The sequence below is a fragment of the Amycolatopsis sp. CA-126428 genome (assembly GCF_002904335.1).
In the GTDB taxonomy this organism is placed as follows: domain Bacteria; phylum Actinomycetota; class Actinomycetes; order Mycobacteriales; family Pseudonocardiaceae; genus Amycolatopsis.
On the sequence record NZ_PPHF01000172.1, the window covers coordinates 37926 to 53609 of the forward strand.

Genomic DNA, 15684 nt, shown 5'->3' on the forward strand with positions numbered 1-15684 from the left:
TGCTCGGCGGCAGGACGCCCCCACCCGCCGCCGAGCTGAGGCGGCCGCCCTAGTTGCGACGGCTTGTGCGGACCTCCGCATCCCGGTCATGCGGTTGTGCAGCGGACCGAGCTTGTCCACCAGTCGCGACCGTGTCCACCGGTCGTGACCGTGCCGACTGGCGCAACTGCCAGTTGACTACCTGCGCGGCCATAACCAGCGCGAGGCCGGAGAGGAACCACCAAGTCGCGGACACGCGCAGCACAGTCCAGGTGTGGTCGCCAATCAGGAGCATCGATAGGAACCGCCATCCGGTGAGCACGGCGACGCCGAAGAAGATCGGCAGAAGCGTCCGGAGCCGCACGAGCTCACGGCCGATGTCCCCGATGGCGACCGCGCGTTCGCGATCCGCGCACCGTCGCGGCCTCGCGGACGATCTCACGCTGACTAAGCCGCGTAAGCGGCGCCGACGAGGCGGCAGGAGCAGGCGACGCGTTGGTTTGTCTGCCGGTCGGCCTCGGCCGCATGGCGTCAAGAACCGCCCAGATGCGCATGATCGTGGCCACCTGGCGAAGTTGCAGCCCGCACGCACACAGGAACTCCTCGACTTGCAGGGACTTCGTCGGCAAGCCGGCGCGGTTGACGTCGACAAGGTTGTATGCCGATGACCGGCCGATTGAGGTCTTCGTCGCGATCTGCCCACACGTTAGCTGCGACCGGTCCAGCACCAGCCGCAGCAGCTGTCGGAATTCGACGACCGTCTTGATGTCGAGCTCTTCACCGTCGAGAACGACCCCGCTCTGAGGAGGAGAACCGGGGCGAATCGCTTCCGGCCAGGGCGGCGGCTTGACGAGGGATGCTCTTGCCGTTGTGCTGAAGCCCCCCGCGTAGCCAGACTTCCCCCTTCCTCAGAGCGTCGTCGAGCGCTGTTTCGTGCGATGATCGACGGCGGCGCTCCTCAAGAACGCGGTCGATCAGCTCGGTCGGGCGCTTCCCTCCGTCCCCGCGGGTGAGCAGGTCTCTGCGGGCGCGGCGTTTCTCGACTTCCGCGGCGGAGGAGGCCGAGTGCTGAGCGGGTGCTGTCACCGGGTCACCGCTCCAGACAGAGCGGTCAGCGCCGCGGTGAGTGACCTGATTACCCCGGTCAAACTGCCGGGCTTCGCCGTCGCGATGCTCGGCGCAAGAATCCCAGCAGCGGTGAGCGCTACCGAGGTGCAGACGCCAACGCCGCTGGAGACGAGGTAGGCCTCGAATCCGAAGATCAGCGCGATGATCACGATCGTGCTCGGCCTGGGCGAGGTGGGAGCGTCGCCGGCGACGAGCGCGCACGGCGGCACCTTCTTTTGGGGCATGACGTACCTCTCGGAGAGGACGGCGGCTCGGTCGGTGCAACCGGGCCGCCAGCGGATGACCAGCTCGGAGACTTCGGGTCTCTCGCCCGGACGCGAGTTCGCGGTTCGCAGGTTCCAGGCGCTCCGCTCGGGCAAGCACCGCACCGAGGGACCCCAAAAGTGTGTCACCATCGGCCTGGCGGGTGCGCGATCTACCCGCGTTCTCGCGAGATTCGCGCCCACCACGTCGTCCAACCCGTCGAAGGGGCGTCCAAACTGCCCTTCGATTTGGACACTCATCGCCGTGCATGTTCGACAGTATTGTCGCGGTTTCCGCTGGTCAGCAGGTGTTTGGACGGTCGAACTGGCCGGCGCTGTTCCGCAACGTGGCTCAAAGGGGACGTGCGGGAGGTGAAAGACTCCCGAGCGGCGCTAGCCTGTAGTGAGTCGGTCGATTCCCATTCCGGCACCAGTCCTGGGCAAGATGACCAGCTCGGAGCACAGGACCCCCGATGGCACGCCGGTCGCGCGGCGCCCATCCGTTAGAAGGCCTCGGCGAGCATCACGCGAACCGAGGCCTTCTTCGTCCCCGACTTCCACGCCCAACGAGCAGAATGGGATCGTGCTCTTCGGTATCGCGTTACGCTGCCGGATCGGCGTCTTCGTCGGGTTCGCCCGAGCGTCTTGGGTCCAGCAGAGGGGCAGAGCCTCTGGCGGGAGGATCCATACCTTGATACTGGCTGCATCGATGCGGTTACGCGTCCTTGTCGTCCGGCGCCGCGTGGGGTCAGGGCTCTCCGGCCGACTGGATCATGAACGGCCAGAACCCGGGAGCATCCGCTCGGCGGGGTTTCGTGTCCGGTCGAGGCTGCGGCGCACAGCGTCCACCGGTTCCCTGATACTCCGGCGACGTCAGCTGCGGAAACGCAGGGCTGTCGAGAGCTACCTTCCAGGGTCTCGGCGCCTGTCAAGAGGCGCCCCGCCCGGAGTGTGGTGTGCACCGGCCACCCTCGGGCAACTACTCAAGAGGATGTCATGTTGCGGCTCGCGCCGAGCATCAAGCCCGCCCGATTGTCCGTGACTTCTGTGCAGAATTTACTCGTGGCCTGGTGGGCGAGCGAGACGTGTCGATTCGCCGCGGTCGTCGGGCCAGTTGACGAGTTGATGTTTCTGGCGGATGCTGAAGCTAGTGGTGTCGATGTCGGGCGGTCACCTGGGCCGTCGTCACCAGCCTCCCCTTTGCCATGAAGCACCGGAGGTTTGTGATGTCCGATTCTACTGCGAGCGCACCGCGTTTCCTGACTGTTGGCCAGGCGGCAACGCTGCTGGGCGTTTCTGCCATGACCATCTACCGCGCTATAGATGAAGGGGCTTTCCCGGCGATTCGAACGCGAGGGCGTATCTCGATACCCGCGAAGGCAATCGACGTTATGGAAGAAGTCGCAGTCTCGGAAATGAGGGCGGTCGACACCAGTGAGTTCACGCTGTCGGTGATGAGCGGCGTCGATTCTGTCGGCAAGTGAAGGCTCTTCTTTAGGGTGCTGGTAGCCGATTTCAGGGGTCGTAACCCTCAGGTTGCGGTTAAGCGCGAATTGGTTCCTGTCGCGCTGATGCTGGGTTCGCAGCCTGAGAGTGTCAGCCTGGCCGTGGGTGGGGGTGTACAGAGTGGGGGAAGTTAATTCTCTGTCAGGAGCGGCAGCTGCGTCTTCCCTCATGACGAACGCGTCACAATCCGTTTCTCCTCCGGTGTAGCGGTGTACCCGTTTAAGGATTCCCAATTTGAGTGCGGCGTCTCGTGCTCGGCGGACGGTCTTCGGGTCGAGACCGGCGCGCTCGGCCCAGTGGCGAATCGAGATGGAGCCCCGTGTCGCGAGGACGGCGTGCGCGAACGCATCGAGAACTGCGCGCAAGCTACTGATCCGTACGCCGATGATCGTCCCAGTGCGCACCGCCGCGCTGGTTCCGCGCGCCAAGTGCTTGTCCACGGCGGCGTGAAGCACGGCGCGGACGTGTCGTAGCTGACGAGGTGACGGTTCGTTCTGGCGATCGCCGGCCCGAGGTGTTCCAAGGCGTCGTCGTCGCGGCCTACTTTCGGCAGCCTCGCGAAGTGCGGGTAACCAGCGGATGCGGCGCCAGGTGTCTCTGCCGACGTGAGCGGCCTGCGTCGGGGATGCCTGGCGAAAGAGGTGCCATGCCTGCTGCTCGGTGAGGCCGCCTTCGGCGGCGGCGATGGTCGTGGCGGGGGCCCAGAACCATCGCCGCCAGGCTTTCTTGCCGATCTCGCGGGCTTTGGTGCCGGTGAGGTTGGCGAAGGCCCAGGCTTGCGCCGTGGTGTAACCGGCGCGCGCCAGCGCGAGGGCGTGGCCGTATTCGTCTTCGGACCTGCTGCGCTTTGAACTCTCTCGCCGGCGCGCGGGTCGTGTAGCGCGTGGTGCCCCGGACGTGACGGGCGCGGGTATGTCGGTTGTAGTCAGCGTGCAGCTCATGACGGGGCTGGGCAGCGCGTGCCGGTGGGGTGAGGAGGTGAGGCGGAGGGTTGAGCGGACGGTGGCGGAGACGGTTTGCCGGGTGGCGATCGTGCGGACGGTGCGCAGTAGTTCTTCGCGCAGGCTAGGCGGCGTCTTGATGACCAGGTGGGTGTGGCCGGGGCGGCCGGAGGCGCGGCGGAGCCAGGGCAGGCCGTAGCGGTCGGCCCACAGGAGCAGTTGTTCGGCGACAGCCTCGCCTGCGTCGTCGCCTGCGTCGGTGTCTCCGGGATCAATGTCGATGGCGAGGAAGGCTGGCTCGAGCGTGCCGACGATCGCTCGCGCGGCACCGTCGGTGTTGAGGGTCTCAACGGCGTCGTCGAGGCGGTAGGCGATCGTGTGGGCGTTGTTGTCGGCGTCGATGACGATGAACGGCGCGCCGAAGAGTGCCTGGTCGAGGCGTGACGGCAGGTAGGTGTCTGACATGGGAGTCCTCGGGAGCTCGGCGTGGCGAGGCCAGGAAGTGAGGTCAGCTGGGCACGTCGGCTGGTGCCTGCCAGTGCCAGCGCAGGGGCGGGGCAAGTGCACCGAGGGTGGGTGCCACGGCGTCGATGCGGAGGATGGCGACGGTCCAGGTCATGCCGATGCCGATGCCGAGGAGCGCGACGTGGTCGCCGGGAGCCACGGCGCCGCGGGTGAGCAGGTGGGTGAGGCCGATGATCTGGTCGTTGGGTCCGATGTGGCCCCACTGGTCGCCGGCGCGGCAGAGGGTGCGGTCGGCGCTGATGCCCAACGGTTGGAGGCAGTGCGTGTCGAGCAGGTGCCGTCCGTAGTGCGGCAGCAACACCCAGCGCAGCTGGCCGAGGTCGAGGTTCGCGTCGTGCAGCGCTTCGTCGATGACGGCGCGAACGCCGTCGTGGTTGCGGCGGGCGACCGACGCGGCGCCGACGACATCGGTGTACTCGCGCTTCCGCTCGCGGATCCGTTCGATACCGAGCTCGGTGGTGCCGGCGGGGAGGAACCGGTGGTTACCGCGGTGGAGTTGTTCGAGGGTGGGGTCGGTGTAGGAGCTGGTGGCGACGATGCGGGCGAGGCCGGGGTGGCGGCCGAGGATGAGGGCGGAGCCGCCGTCTCCGTAGGCGATGCCGTGGTCGGCGGTGAGGTGGTCGAAGGCGGGTGGGCCGAAGGTTTCACCGCCGGTGAGCAGGACGGTGTCGAGGTCGGGGCTGCCGGCGAGGACGCGGGCGGAGATGTCGATGCCGCCGACGAGGCTGTTGCTCATGGCGTTGAGCTCGGTGGCGATGCCGCGGCCGGCGGGGAGGCCGAGGCGGGAGCGGACGTAGGCGGCGCGGGACCAGAAGTCGATGCCGCGGCTGCCGCGCCAGATTGCGGCGTGGAAGTGCAGGTCGGGGGCGGGCAGTGGGCCGGTGGTGGTCATGGCCATGCTGGCGAGGGCGTTGCGGCCGGCGCGGACGGCGAGATCCATGCCGGTGCTCTCGCGGGCGATCGATATGGCGCGCTGGCTAGTGGCGTCACGCAGCGTGCGGCTGGACTCGAGGTCGTCGACGGCGACGATCTCGCCGAGCGCGGCGCCGACGCCGCGGAGGTGAAGGTTTTGCCAGTGCATCGTCAGCACCGCCCCATCTGGCTCGGGCGTGTCGAGGTGTCGGTGTGGGCGGTAATGATGGCGTCTACCGAGCGGTAATAGGCCCGGAGATGATCGGGCTTGATTCCGGCGCAGGCGGCGATCTCGTCGAGCGTGAGCGGTCCGCCGGGTGGCGGGTCGTCGAGTAGGTCGCGGGTGGTGTCGGAGATCCAGGTGCGCATGACGTCTTCCTGATCGAGCCGGTCGGTGTGGCACGCCAGGTGACGGGGAGAGTGCCGAACAGGACTGATCGACGGTGGCGTGGCGTTGGACGGAGGGCGAGAGCGCGTTCAGGCTCGGCGGGCGCGGCCGCTGCGCCGGGTGAGCAGAGCCTTGTGGTGGGCGCGGCGCAGGTCGGGGATCTGGTCGCGGGCGACAGGGTCGAGTTCGGGCATGCGGTGGATGTCGGTGTCGAAGCCGGGGTCGGTGCGGAAGACCAGAGCGAGGACGGAGGCGTTGTTGCTCAGGTTGACCACCGCATACGGCAGCGTCGGCGGGATGTAGATGATGTCCCCGGCCTGCGGGTGGAACGGTTGCATGGTGTTGCCGGAGAGGACGGCGACGTGGCCGCTGATGATCGCGACCGCAGTTTCGGTTGTGTCGTGGCGTTGCGGGGCCAGGGTGGTGGCGCCCGGCAGGTGCATCCGGCCACCGGAGAGTGCGCGGGTGGGCACGATCCCGGTGCGGAGGATCGGGGTGAGCGTCTCGCCTTCGTCGGCAAGCTGGCCGGCGGCGGACGGCGTCGGCGTGGTCGTGGTGTCCATCTCGGCATTCCTCTCGGTGGATTCAGCGGACCGGGGTGTCGGTGGTGTGGTGGGCGAGTTCGCAGGCGAGCGCGGCGTTGGCGACCGCGTCGGGAACGAGCCGGCGGCCGTGGCCGCAGGCGGCGGCGACCGCGAGCACGGGCCGGTCCAGCTCGGCCTCGACCAGCGCGAGCGCGCTACGGGAGTCCTTGGGGTGGGTTTCGTCGACGAGGCCGGCGATGACGTCAATGTCGCGGCGCAGGTGCCGCAGCGCTCGGTAGAACCGCGGATCCGTCGGGGGCGCGTGGGTGCCGGTGCACATCGGGATGTGCGCGGCCGGCATCGGGAGCCGCAGCCGCTGAAGCTGCTTGTGCAAGGCGTTGAGGAACTGCACGGCAGGCACGAGGTCGGTCAGAGCGAACAGTGGCTGGTGACCGAGGTCGCCGTGGCAGAGGTGGATGCGCCACGTTGCCTCGCGGGGGCCGTCGGCGAAGACCCGGGCGACCTGCTTGGCCAGCGCCCGCACCGCTGCGGGCCACAGCGCGCGCGGGGTGCGGTCCAGCGTGGCGAGGACGGCGGGGGTCTCGAGCTGGAAGACGACTTGGCTGCCGTGCTGGCGGTGGATGGTGTGGACGTCGTCGAGCACGGCCTGGCGGAACACCGGCAGGTGCGTGACCGCGGCGGCGGGGCTGCCGAAGGTGAACAACGACAAGTCGTAGGGGTTCGGGATCGACACCTGGTGCGGTGGGAAGTCGCGGTCGTCGTGCAGCTGGGCGCGGGCGGCCATGACGGCGTCGGTGTGTATGGCGCGGCCGAGGGACAGATCGTCGGATTCCAGCCAGCGTCCGTGCTTGAGGCGGTAGGTCGGCATGTCGTCGTAGTCGGCGGAGTGGCCGGTCCGGACGGGTTCGAGCGCGTCGACGGTGGCCAGGCCGTCGAGCCAGTCGATGATCCACCGCGGGTCCGGGTCGCACGGCAGCCCGGTCAATGTCGTGTCGGGGGTGTGGTCGAGGAACCACTGCATCATCTGGCGGTGGTCGCCGGTCAGGGCGGCGGGCAGCGAGCCGACGAAGTGCACGGCCCGGACGTTCTCGGAAGACACGGCGTCGAGCTGGTCGTTGATGGGGTGGCTGAAAACGAGCGTGGACATGGGAATCTCCCCTGGTGGGCGAGTGGGATTGGTTGAGTTGTGCGGGCGCGGGGAGGCCGCCCGGCGGGGACTTGAGAACGGAAGGGGTGCGCGGGCCCGCGACGGAGGGATTGGGGTCTGCGGGCCCGCGCGGCTTGGTGGTGGTCAGCCGGTGACGGCGACGTGGCCGGGCTTGGGCTGCGGCTTGGGTGCGGTCCGGTCACCCGGGTTGTCGCCCTGCTGGTGCCGCTGGCCCGGCACACCCGGCCGAGAGGTCCCGGGGGCGCCGGGCTTGTGCGTCGGCGCGGGACGCGTGCCGCTGGGCGGGTTGCCCGTCGGCGGCGGAGGGGTGCCGGCGCCGCAGCTGACCGTCGCCACCGTCACCGTGATCGCCGTGCCTGAGGTCGGCTTGTTCGGTGCCCCGGACTCCTTCGTGCGGGTGGGTGCGGTGCTGGTGGTGACGGTGATGACCCCGGCGATGCCGTGCCCGCCGGGTGAGACCTTCAGGTTGCCGCTGCCGCTCTTGGGTGCGCTCGTGGTGATGGCGCCGTTGCGGCAGGTCGCGGTGAACGGACCGACGGTGGTTCCGCCGACCCGCACCGACGTGACGCGGGCTTCGGCGAATCCGGCGCCAGCCTCCAGGCTGATGCCGCTGGCCACGACCGCGCCACTCGGCGTGGACACCGACCCGCCGGCGGACTTGATCGCGCCGCTGCTGGACACGCTCGGACTGGCCGAGAGGTGCTCTCCGCCGGAGACGGAGATCCCCGTCGCTGTCGACATCGTCGCGGCCGCCGCGAGGGCGGGCGGCGCGGCAGTCGCGGGGGTGCAGCTGGACGCGAACGTGCTGAGGGTGCCGATGAGGAGCGCGCCGGCTCCGGCGGCCGCGAGGGCGTTGCGAGTGGTGTTCATGGCTGGTCTCTCCAGAAGTGTCGGTGCGGTTTCGGTTAGCGGATGAGGACCGGGGTGCCGATGGGCACCGGGTCGGCGGGATTGGTGAGGGTGGCGAGGGCGTCGGTGGGGACGCGGATGCATCCGTCGCTGGAGGGGCGGCCGAACACGTCGGTGGTGGGCCAGCCGTGGATGCCGGTGGTGCCGGGCCCGCCGCCGTAGGTGGAGAACGTTGCCGAGTGGATCCCGAGCGGGAAGATCACCGGGCTGAATCTCTGTTTCGCGTCGGTCATCGAGGCCAGCACGAACGTCCGCCCGGCCGGGGTCGGCGCAGCCGGCGTGCCGACGCCGACGCTCCAGCTGCCGATCTGCTGGTGATCGCGGTAGAGCGTGAGTCGGAACGCGGCCCGGTCGATGACGATCCGGTCGGTCGTCGACCGGACGGTGAGCGTGTTGTCCTGGGTGGACAGCCATCCGGTGGAGCCGTTGGGCCGCGACGGCAGCAGCACCTGCACCCAGCCCGGTTCCTCGGCGATCACCGGCACCCACGTGTCGGACCCGAGCTGCGTGGTCGGCAGGACGGCGATGGCCGGCCCGCCGGGCCGGTCGAACACCGGCACCGGCTCGGTCGGGTGCACGAGCTGCCCGTCCGGTGCCTCCTCAGCTGTCACGTCCTGCGGAGCGGCCGGCACGGTGCTGAAGGTGCTGGCTTCCGGCAGCTCGGCAAGGTTCGGGACCGTGCGGGCCGCCACAACTGGGGCGTGCAGCTCGACTCCCAGCTCCGCCTGATCGGCAACGTTCGCGGCGTCGGGCGCGGGCCGCGATGGCGCGAGCAGTACACCCACGGCGCCGACCAGCGCGATCCCGGCCAGCCAGAGCGCGAGCACCCACCACCTGTTCGGCGCCGGCTGCGGCATCTCGGACATGGAACAGTCCTTCCTCAAGGTCGATGGAGGCCGCGGCAGGCCCGCCCGCACTCAAGCGGGCCTGCCGCGAAAAGAAGTTGTGGTCACTGGGAAAGCGCGCCGATGAACCCGTTGGCGGGGGTGCCGAGGCCGGTGACGTTGTCCCAGCCCGGGGCGCTCTGCAGGTTCTGCGGGCGGGCGTCGAAGTCGATCAGGTAGCTGCCCTGCCCGCCGGGGACGGCGACGCCGCCGAAAGCGTGCATCATCGGCGTCCACACCCCGGCCTTCTGCGGCACGACGTCCGCGATCGCGCCAGAGCCCTTCAAGCTGTAGAGGACCGGTGTCAGCAGCCCGACCCGGGCGTTGCCGGCGCGGGCCTGTTGGGCGTCGACGACGAGCCCGGCGATCAGCGGCGAGGCGAGCGAGGTGCCGCCGTAGGAGCCGATGCCGAACTGGCCCTTGATGGTCTGTCCGACCAGCATCCCGGTGTAGGAGTCGGCCAGCGCCGCGATGTCCGGCACCGCCCGCTTGCCACCGCTGCCGGGGACGACGCCGGCCTGCCAGTCCGGCGCGTCGTAGAGCGCGGAGGTGCCGCCGCCGGCGCCGGAGGCGAACGGCCCGTCCGCGTCCCGCTGTGACGACCAGGCGGTGCCGGATTGGGTGTTGCCGCTGTTCTCCCACCCGGTCAGCACCGTGGGCTGATTGTTCTGGTCCAGGCCGACGCTGGTGCCGCCGACCGCCACGACCCAAGGGCTTGACGACGGGAAGCTGGCGGTCGGGTGGCCGACGGGGCCGGAGTTGTTGCCGGCGTCGCCGGTGGACACGGTGATGGTCTGGCCCTGGATCGCGGCCTGCAGCGCCATCGAGTTGAACTGATCCCGTGCCGCCTGCGGCAAGCTGTTCTCGCCGTCGGCATTGCCGTAGCTGTTGCTGATCACGTCCACGGCGTTGTCGGTGACGGCTTGGTTGAACGCCTCGTAGATCCCGGTGCCCTTGCAAGTTTTCCCCGCGTAGTAACGGATCTTCGCGCTCGGGGCGATGGTGTGGGAAGCCTGCACATCCAGGGTCTGCTCGGCGTTCCAGCCCTCGGCGCCGCACTCGGTCGCGTCGGTGAACCCGCCTTGGGGCAGAAGCGCGCTGTACTGGCCGTCGGTCAGCGGCGGGACGCCGAGCTGGGCGGCGGCCTGGTTGGTGTCGGCCACGACGGTGTCGGAGTTGTAGGCGCCGACGACACCGATGGTCGTGCCCGCGCCGGTGTTCCCGTTGCTCAGCTTGTACATCGCGCGCACCTGGGTGCCGGTGTAGCCGCATAGGGCGTTGGACTGGGACCCGGCCGGGTACTTCTGCGGGACGTCGGTGTTGTTCTGCTCGCCCCACCAGCGCGCGCAGTGCTGCTCCGCCGCAGTCGCGGCTGGTCGGGTGTGCTGGGGTTTGAGGAGCGCGGCGCTGTCGTCCAGGCCGAGCACGGCAGTGATCGACGCGCGCAGCGAGATCGGCACGGTGACCGGCGATGCCGGGGCCGTGAGGGTGCGGGTGGCGCCGTCGATCCGGGTCCGGAAGGCGGCGATCCTCGTCCCGAACGCCGACTCCAGCGCGGTGGTTGGGCCTTCGGCGTCGACGAAGTGGCGGTTGGCGCTGACCCCGGTCACGTGGAGGCCCTGCGTGGCCATCCAGTGCGACACCTGGTCGACGGTGTCCTGCGTGGCGGCGAATTGGTCGAGGAACTGGTGCGAGGAAAGGAACTTTCCGTACTCGGCGCTGCCCGGCGTCGCCAGCTGGGCGGCGAGGCGTTCGGCGCCGGCCTGGTCGCGCAGTGCCAGGGCTACCTGGATGTGCCGGACGGTGTTTCCGTTGGTGCGGGCGACTTCGGTGCGTGGGGTGGCCCAGGCTGGGATGTTTCCGGCGATGGGCGCGCGGTCGCTGGTGTCGCCGGCGGGGGTGCTGGGTGCCGCGACGGCGGTGGCCACGGTGGAGGCGAGTAGGGCCGCGGTCGCGGCGAGGGCATGCCAAAGACGGCTGTGCATCGAGGTTTCTCCTTGTAAGAAAAGGGAAAGCCATCCAGCTTTGCGTCGGGTGATCGACGGGCGTGCTGAAGGGCGTGCCTCGTGCCGCAGCCAGGGTTACGCGAAGAAGGGCTGAGCGGAGACGTCAAGGGACCACAAGACCGGCCGTGTGAAGCCGGTGGTGGAGTTCGCTGATCGAGAAGTCCGAAACACTATCGGACGCGTAAGGTGCGCTACTGTTGAGCTTGCGCTGCCGGCGGTCCGCGAGCGATCTGCGTCCGGCATGACGTGGAGGATGGAAACACGAGAATGCCCCTATTGTCGGGCGGACCGTGCTGGATTCCACGCCTCCCCAGGGTGGAGCACTAGTCTGCCTTGCTGAGGAGAACAGTAACCGGCCCCGCAAGAAAGTGCAAACAGTTGTGGCGGTCTTGTCGGGAAACCGTTTCGGATATGCCGCCTGCGCTGCGAGTCGTTGCGGCAAGTAGTCGTATGAGTTCGTAGTGTTAAGAGTGTCCTGGTGCATGCTTGCTGCTGGCAACCCTGTCGCCAGTCTTGGCGTGTTCCGGTTTCTGTCGGATGAGTGAAACGGTCGTTCACGGTCTGGCGTTCCTTCCGTGCTGGCAGTGTGTTGACGATTAACCCGATCGGGTGTTTGCTTGTTATGCAGTCGATCTTCGCAGGCCACAGGTGGTACGACATCTGCCACGGAGGGTGTCACGAGCCGAGTGAGCGCCGTCCGCCGATCGGGCGGACGGGGTGCGCTGGCGTGAGGAGGGGACAGTGCAGGACATCGATAGCCGGGCAAAACCCGCGGTCGGCGCCGGCTGGCGTTACCGCATCCATTGCGGTGGATAAGCGCATTCGCAGACCGGCCGGACAACCGCCCGCTGGTGTTCAACTGACGACATTCTTCGGGCGATCCCGTGAACTGGCCGAGGTGTGCGATCGGCTGAACGCGGGCGACCGCGCGGTGACGCTGACCGGATCACCCGGCGTCGGGAAGACGCGATTAGCGGGCGAACTGCTCGTGCATATGAATGAGCACTACGACGCATCGGTGTTCATTCGCCTCGCCGAACTCGGCGCGCAGGCCGGCATGCCGGATGCCGAGCGGCGAATCTGCAACTTGCTCATTGCAGCCTTGCGTATCTCGCATCATCAGCCGAACGTCGACCCCGTGAACGTTCTGATCGAGTACGTCCGCAACCGGCGCGTGCTGATCGTGCTGGACAACTGCGAGCAAGTGCTGGACGCGGCTGCCGAGCTGGTCAACCGGATCATCACCGAAACCGTCATGGTGCAGGTGATCGCCACCAGCCGCGCCTACCTGGATGTCCAGGGAGAGCATCGGGTGCACCTGGGGCCCTTGGCGACGCCCGCCGAGGGCGCCGATCGCGCGGCGGCCGAGCACAGTGACGCGGTAGAGCTGCTCGCCGACCGCGCCGCTGCAGCCGGACGGCCACTGACCGAACGGGACGACTGGCAGGCCATCGTCGACCTGGTCCGCTGGTCGTCAGGTATTCCGCTGGTGTTGGAACTCATCGCGGCCCAGTTTGGCCGGGGGCGAGCGCCGGCAGTGGTCCTCGATCGCCTGCAAGGCGGCGCGTCGCTGAAGTACGGTCCCGGTGCGCGCGGGGTGCCCTCGCATCATCTCGCGCTCGATATCGCGATCACCGAGTCCTGGGACCTGTGTTCGCCGCAGCAGCAACGGGTCTGGGCGCGGCTGACGGTTTTCACCGGGGGGTTCACTCTCGACGCTTCCGAACAGATCTGCGCCGATGAGTTGATCGACCAGAGCGAGATCCTGGAGATCTTGGATCATCTGGTGCGGCACTCGATTATCGAAGGTGCCTCCGCCGATGGGCGCTACCGCCAGCACACGTTCCTGCGTGAGTACGGCCGGCGCAGGTTGCGCATCTTCGGCGAACTGGACGAGATCAGCGAACGACTGTGCCGCTGGATTGCCAGGCTGGTCCGGCAGGCGGCCGAGCGGTGGTTCGGGCCGGAGGAGGTCCGGTGGCTGGACCTGGTCAACGCCGAATCCCGGAACATCGCCGCAGCGGTGGCATGGTGCTCCGACAACGGCCTGATGGAGCGGGCGTTGGCGATCATGGTGGATGTCCTGCTCACGCGGGCACCGTTCTTCTTCGCCACCGAGATCCAGGTGTGCCGCCAGGTCGAGGAGCTGCTGAGCGAAGGCCCTGTGGTGGCCTCAGATGTGCGGATCTCGGCGCTGGCGATGGCCGGCTGGGTGTGGATCGCGCTCGGCGAACAAAACCGTGGCAAGGAGCTCCTGGACGAATGCGCGCGCCTGGCGCGCGAAGCGGGCAAGGACGACGCCCCGGCAGTCCAGTTCGTCGAGGGCACCTACGAAGCACTGGCCCTCGGGCAGCGCAGCGGTTTCGCGAAGCTGGCGGCCGCCAGCGCCGGTTTCCGCGCCGCGGGTGCCGACGGTCCCGCTTTCATGGCAGATCTGTTCCACGCCATCACCGCCGGCTTGCTCGGGCCGGCCGACGAGGCGGACCGAATGTCGCAACGCTGCCTATCCGAAGCCCGCCGCCGCGGCGCCGAATGGGCCGTGACATGGGCGGAGTGGACGCGCGGCCTGCCCGCGTGTTCCGAACCCGTGACCGACAACCCCGAGCCGTTGCGGCGGCAGATCGCCCTCGGCGATCTGTGGGGGCCCGGCTGGTGGGTCGAGAGGAAAGCCTGGGAGCTGGCCAAGGACGGGGACTACGTCGGCGCGGCGCGGCGGATCGGCGGTTCGGACAGCCTGCAGGCCCGCCACGGCGTCTACTACAACGGCCTGGCCAGCTTCAAGTCCCACCGCGGTCGGGCGAAGGCCGAGATCGCTTTGGTGCTCGGCCCAGTGGAGTCGACGGCGGCCTACCTCGAGGGCAGCCTGCTGGACGACGAGCAGATCGTGGCACTCGCGTTCGACGAGGTCGACTCCCCACCGGAGCCGACGTTAACCGAGCGGCAGTGGACGATCACCCGGCTGGTCGCCAGGGGGTTGAAGAATCCGCAGATCGCGGCGATCGTGCGGTTCTCCGTACGCACGGTCGAAACCGAGCTGACCACGATCTATGGCCTGGTGGGCGTGGCGGGACGTCGGGAGCTCGCCGAGTGGTACCGGGCCCGCTCGGCGCCTACCGGTGCTCCCATCGCACCGGCAGGCTCGCGACGCCGCGGATGACCCCTAAGGTCCGCCGGACCGCGGCGCCGGGCTGAAGCCGCAAACCGGGCAGGGCGCGCAGCAGTTCGATGAGCATGACGCGCAGCTCGACGCGGGCGAGGTGCCGGCCGAGGCAGCGGTGCTCACCGGCACCCCATCCCAGGTGCTGCGGCGCCCCGCGGTCGCGGTCGATGTCGAAGACGTCGCCGTCGTCGAAGACACGTTCGTCGCGGTTGGCACTGCCCCACGCCAGCAGCAGCCGGTCCCCGCAGGAGAGTGGTACGCCACCGAGCCGGGTATCGGTCATCACGGTCCGTCCGGTGGCGGCGACGGCCGGGTCGTAGCGGACCAGCTCCTCCACGAACGCCTCCAGCGCAGTTGAATCGGCGGACACCTGCTGCTGCAGGGCCGGATCGTCGAGCAGGTGCAAGATCGCGGTGGCGCAGGCGTCGGCGGTGGTCAAGTGTCCGGCCGCGACCATCAGCATGGTCATCTTGACCAGCTCGTCATCGTCGGCGTTCCGGCCGTCCACCTGCGCATTCACCATGACCGAGAGCAGGTCGCCGGTCGGGTGGGTGCGTCGCTGGTGGATCTGCCCGAGCAGGAAGTCGACATAAGTCCGGCCTGCCTGCTGGGCCTCGGTGAGCGTCTCGGCGCTGTAGAGGGCACGGACGTGCTCGGACAGCCACGCGCGTTCGAGCTCGGCCAGTCCGAGCACCCGCCCGATCACCAGCGGCGGCACCTGGCGGGCGTAGGCGCCGACAAGATCCGCAGCGCCGTGCGGGATCAGCTCCTGCAGTACTTCCCGGCACACTGCCCGCACGTATTGCGCTTGCGTGGCCGCGGCGGGCGGTGTGAAGAATGTCTGGAGGAGTCGCCGCCACTGGTGGTGATGGTCCTCGTCGGTCTCGAACATCGGCGCGACGGCATCCCGCATCTCGGTGACCACCGCGGCCGCACCCAGCCCGTCGACGCAGGCACTGAACCGATCCGAGGCACGTGCGGCCTCCCGGATCTCGGCGTACCCGGTGACCAGTACGAACCCGTCCAGCTCCCCGCTGCGCGCCACCGGACACCCGCGCCGGATCACCCCCAGCGTGTCGTAGGCGGTCTCGGCGACGGCCGGATCGAGGTGACTGAACGACCACGCCACATCCGCCGGATCGGTTCCCGGCACCTGCGCCGCAGCGCCCCCCACTTCCAGAACCATACCCACTTGGCTACTGGCTGTGAATGACGCAGGTCAAGGGGGTTCTGCGGGACATGTGGAAAAGAATGTGGACCCCGCAGCGCCGGCTTGTGGCCCGAATGTGGCATGAAGCGGCGTTGGTTGCGGAGCGTGTCCGTCACTATGGCTCCAACGCCCTGAACAGCCGCGATGAAGATCATCGACGGTGGTGGGCGAGCAAGGGGTG

At 68.7% G+C, this 15684-nt stretch carries 11 protein-coding genes; 1 reads left to right on the forward strand and 10 read right to left on the reverse strand.

Features of this window, described 5'->3' with window-relative positions; genetic code table 11:
• Positions 1–1061: 1061 nt before the first annotated feature.
• The 9 genes from C2L58_RS49015 to C2L58_RS45020 form a co-directional block, all read right to left on the reverse strand.
• Entirely contained in the window at positions 1062–1331 is a 270-nt protein-coding gene (locus C2L58_RS49015) for a hypothetical protein (RefSeq protein WP_146073800.1), read from the reverse strand.
• Positions 1332–2332: 1001 nt separating this feature from the next.
• Complete coding sequence (locus C2L58_RS51740; RefSeq protein WP_441296377.1) at positions 2333–4261, reverse strand: hypothetical protein; 1929 nt, start codon at positions 4259–4261, stop codon at positions 2333–2335.
• A gap of 43 nt (positions 4262–4304) precedes the next feature.
• Entirely contained in the window at positions 4305–5402 is a 1098-nt protein-coding gene (locus tag C2L58_RS44990; protein ID WP_146073802.1) for a 3-oxoacyl-[acyl-carrier-protein] synthase III C-terminal domain-containing protein, read from the reverse strand.
• 2 nt (positions 5403–5404) lie between these two features.
• Positions 5405–5602 (reverse strand): hypothetical protein, encoded by a 198-nt coding sequence (locus C2L58_RS44995; RefSeq protein ID WP_103343739.1) that lies wholly within the window; start codon positions 5600–5602, stop codon positions 5405–5407.
• Positions 5603–5710: 108 nt separating this feature from the next.
• Positions 5711–6184: a cupin domain-containing protein gene (locus C2L58_RS45000; RefSeq protein WP_103343740.1), complete on the reverse strand. Its 474-nt coding sequence runs from the start codon at positions 6182–6184 to the stop codon at positions 5711–5713.
• A 22-nt stretch (positions 6185–6206) separates the two neighbouring features.
• Positions 6207–7313, reverse strand: a complete 1107-nt coding sequence (locus tag C2L58_RS45005; RefSeq protein ID WP_103343741.1) for a hypothetical protein — start codon at positions 7311–7313, stop codon at positions 6207–6209.
• 144 nt (positions 7314–7457) lie between these two features.
• Entirely contained in the window at positions 7458–8204 is a 747-nt protein-coding gene (locus C2L58_RS45010; protein WP_103343742.1) for a hypothetical protein, read from the reverse strand.
• 35 nt (positions 8205–8239) lie between these two features.
• Positions 8240–9109 carry a L,D-transpeptidase family protein gene (locus C2L58_RS45015; protein WP_233226281.1) on the reverse strand — a complete coding sequence of 290 codons (870 nt, stop codon included), beginning with the start codon at positions 9107–9109 and terminating at the stop codon, positions 8240–8242.
• An 83-nt stretch (positions 9110–9192) separates the two neighbouring features.
• Positions 9193–11112, reverse strand: a complete 1920-nt coding sequence (locus tag C2L58_RS45020) for a S53 family peptidase (RefSeq protein WP_103343743.1) — start codon at positions 11110–11112, stop codon at positions 9193–9195.
• 829 nt (positions 11113–11941) lie between these two features.
• Here C2L58_RS45020 and C2L58_RS45025 point away from each other — a divergent pair.
• Entirely contained in the window at positions 11942–14290 is a 2349-nt protein-coding gene (locus tag C2L58_RS45025) for an ATP-binding protein (protein ID WP_146073803.1), read from the forward strand.
• Here C2L58_RS45025 and C2L58_RS45030 read toward each other — a convergent pair.
• The gene (locus C2L58_RS45030) at positions 14244–15467 is read right to left on the reverse strand and encodes a cytochrome P450 (RefSeq protein ID WP_158264249.1); all 1224 of its coding nucleotides are present in this window, start codon (positions 15465–15467) and stop codon (positions 14244–14246) included. The two genes, C2L58_RS45025 and C2L58_RS45030, sit on opposite strands and share 47 nt — an antisense overlap.
• Between the last annotated feature and the right edge of the window lie 217 nt (positions 15468–15684).

Excerpts from the sequence above, each read along its gene's own strand:
- C2L58_RS49015 (WP_146073800.1), bottom strand. The coding sequence starts at position 1,331 with ATGCCCCAAAAGAAGGTGCCGCCGTGCGCGCTCGTCGCCGGCGACGCT.
- C2L58_RS51740 (WP_441296377.1), bottom strand. The coding sequence starts at position 4,261 with ATGTCAGACACCTACCTGCCGTCACGCCTCGACCAGGCACTCTTCGGC.
- C2L58_RS44990 (WP_146073802.1), bottom strand. The coding sequence starts at position 5,402 with ATGCACTGGCAAAACCTTCACCTCCGCGGCGTCGGCGCCGCGCTCGGC.
- C2L58_RS44995 (WP_103343739.1), bottom strand. The coding sequence starts at position 5,602 with ATGCGCACCTGGATCTCCGACACCACCCGCGACCTACTCGACGACCCG.
- C2L58_RS45000 (WP_103343740.1), bottom strand. The coding sequence starts at position 6,184 with ATGGACACCACGACCACGCCGACGCCGTCCGCCGCCGGCCAGCTTGCC.
- C2L58_RS45005 (WP_103343741.1), bottom strand. The coding sequence starts at position 7,313 with ATGTCCACGCTCGTTTTCAGCCACCCCATCAACGACCAGCTCGACGCC.
- C2L58_RS45010 (WP_103343742.1), bottom strand. The coding sequence starts at position 8,204 with ATGAACACCACTCGCAACGCCCTCGCGGCCGCCGGAGCCGGCGCGCTC.
- C2L58_RS45015 (WP_233226281.1), bottom strand. The coding sequence starts at position 9,109 with ATGTCCGAGATGCCGCAGCCGGCGCCGAACAGGTGGTGGGTGCTCGCG.
- C2L58_RS45020 (WP_103343743.1), bottom strand. The coding sequence starts at position 11,112 with ATGCACAGCCGTCTTTGGCATGCCCTCGCCGCGACCGCGGCCCTACTC.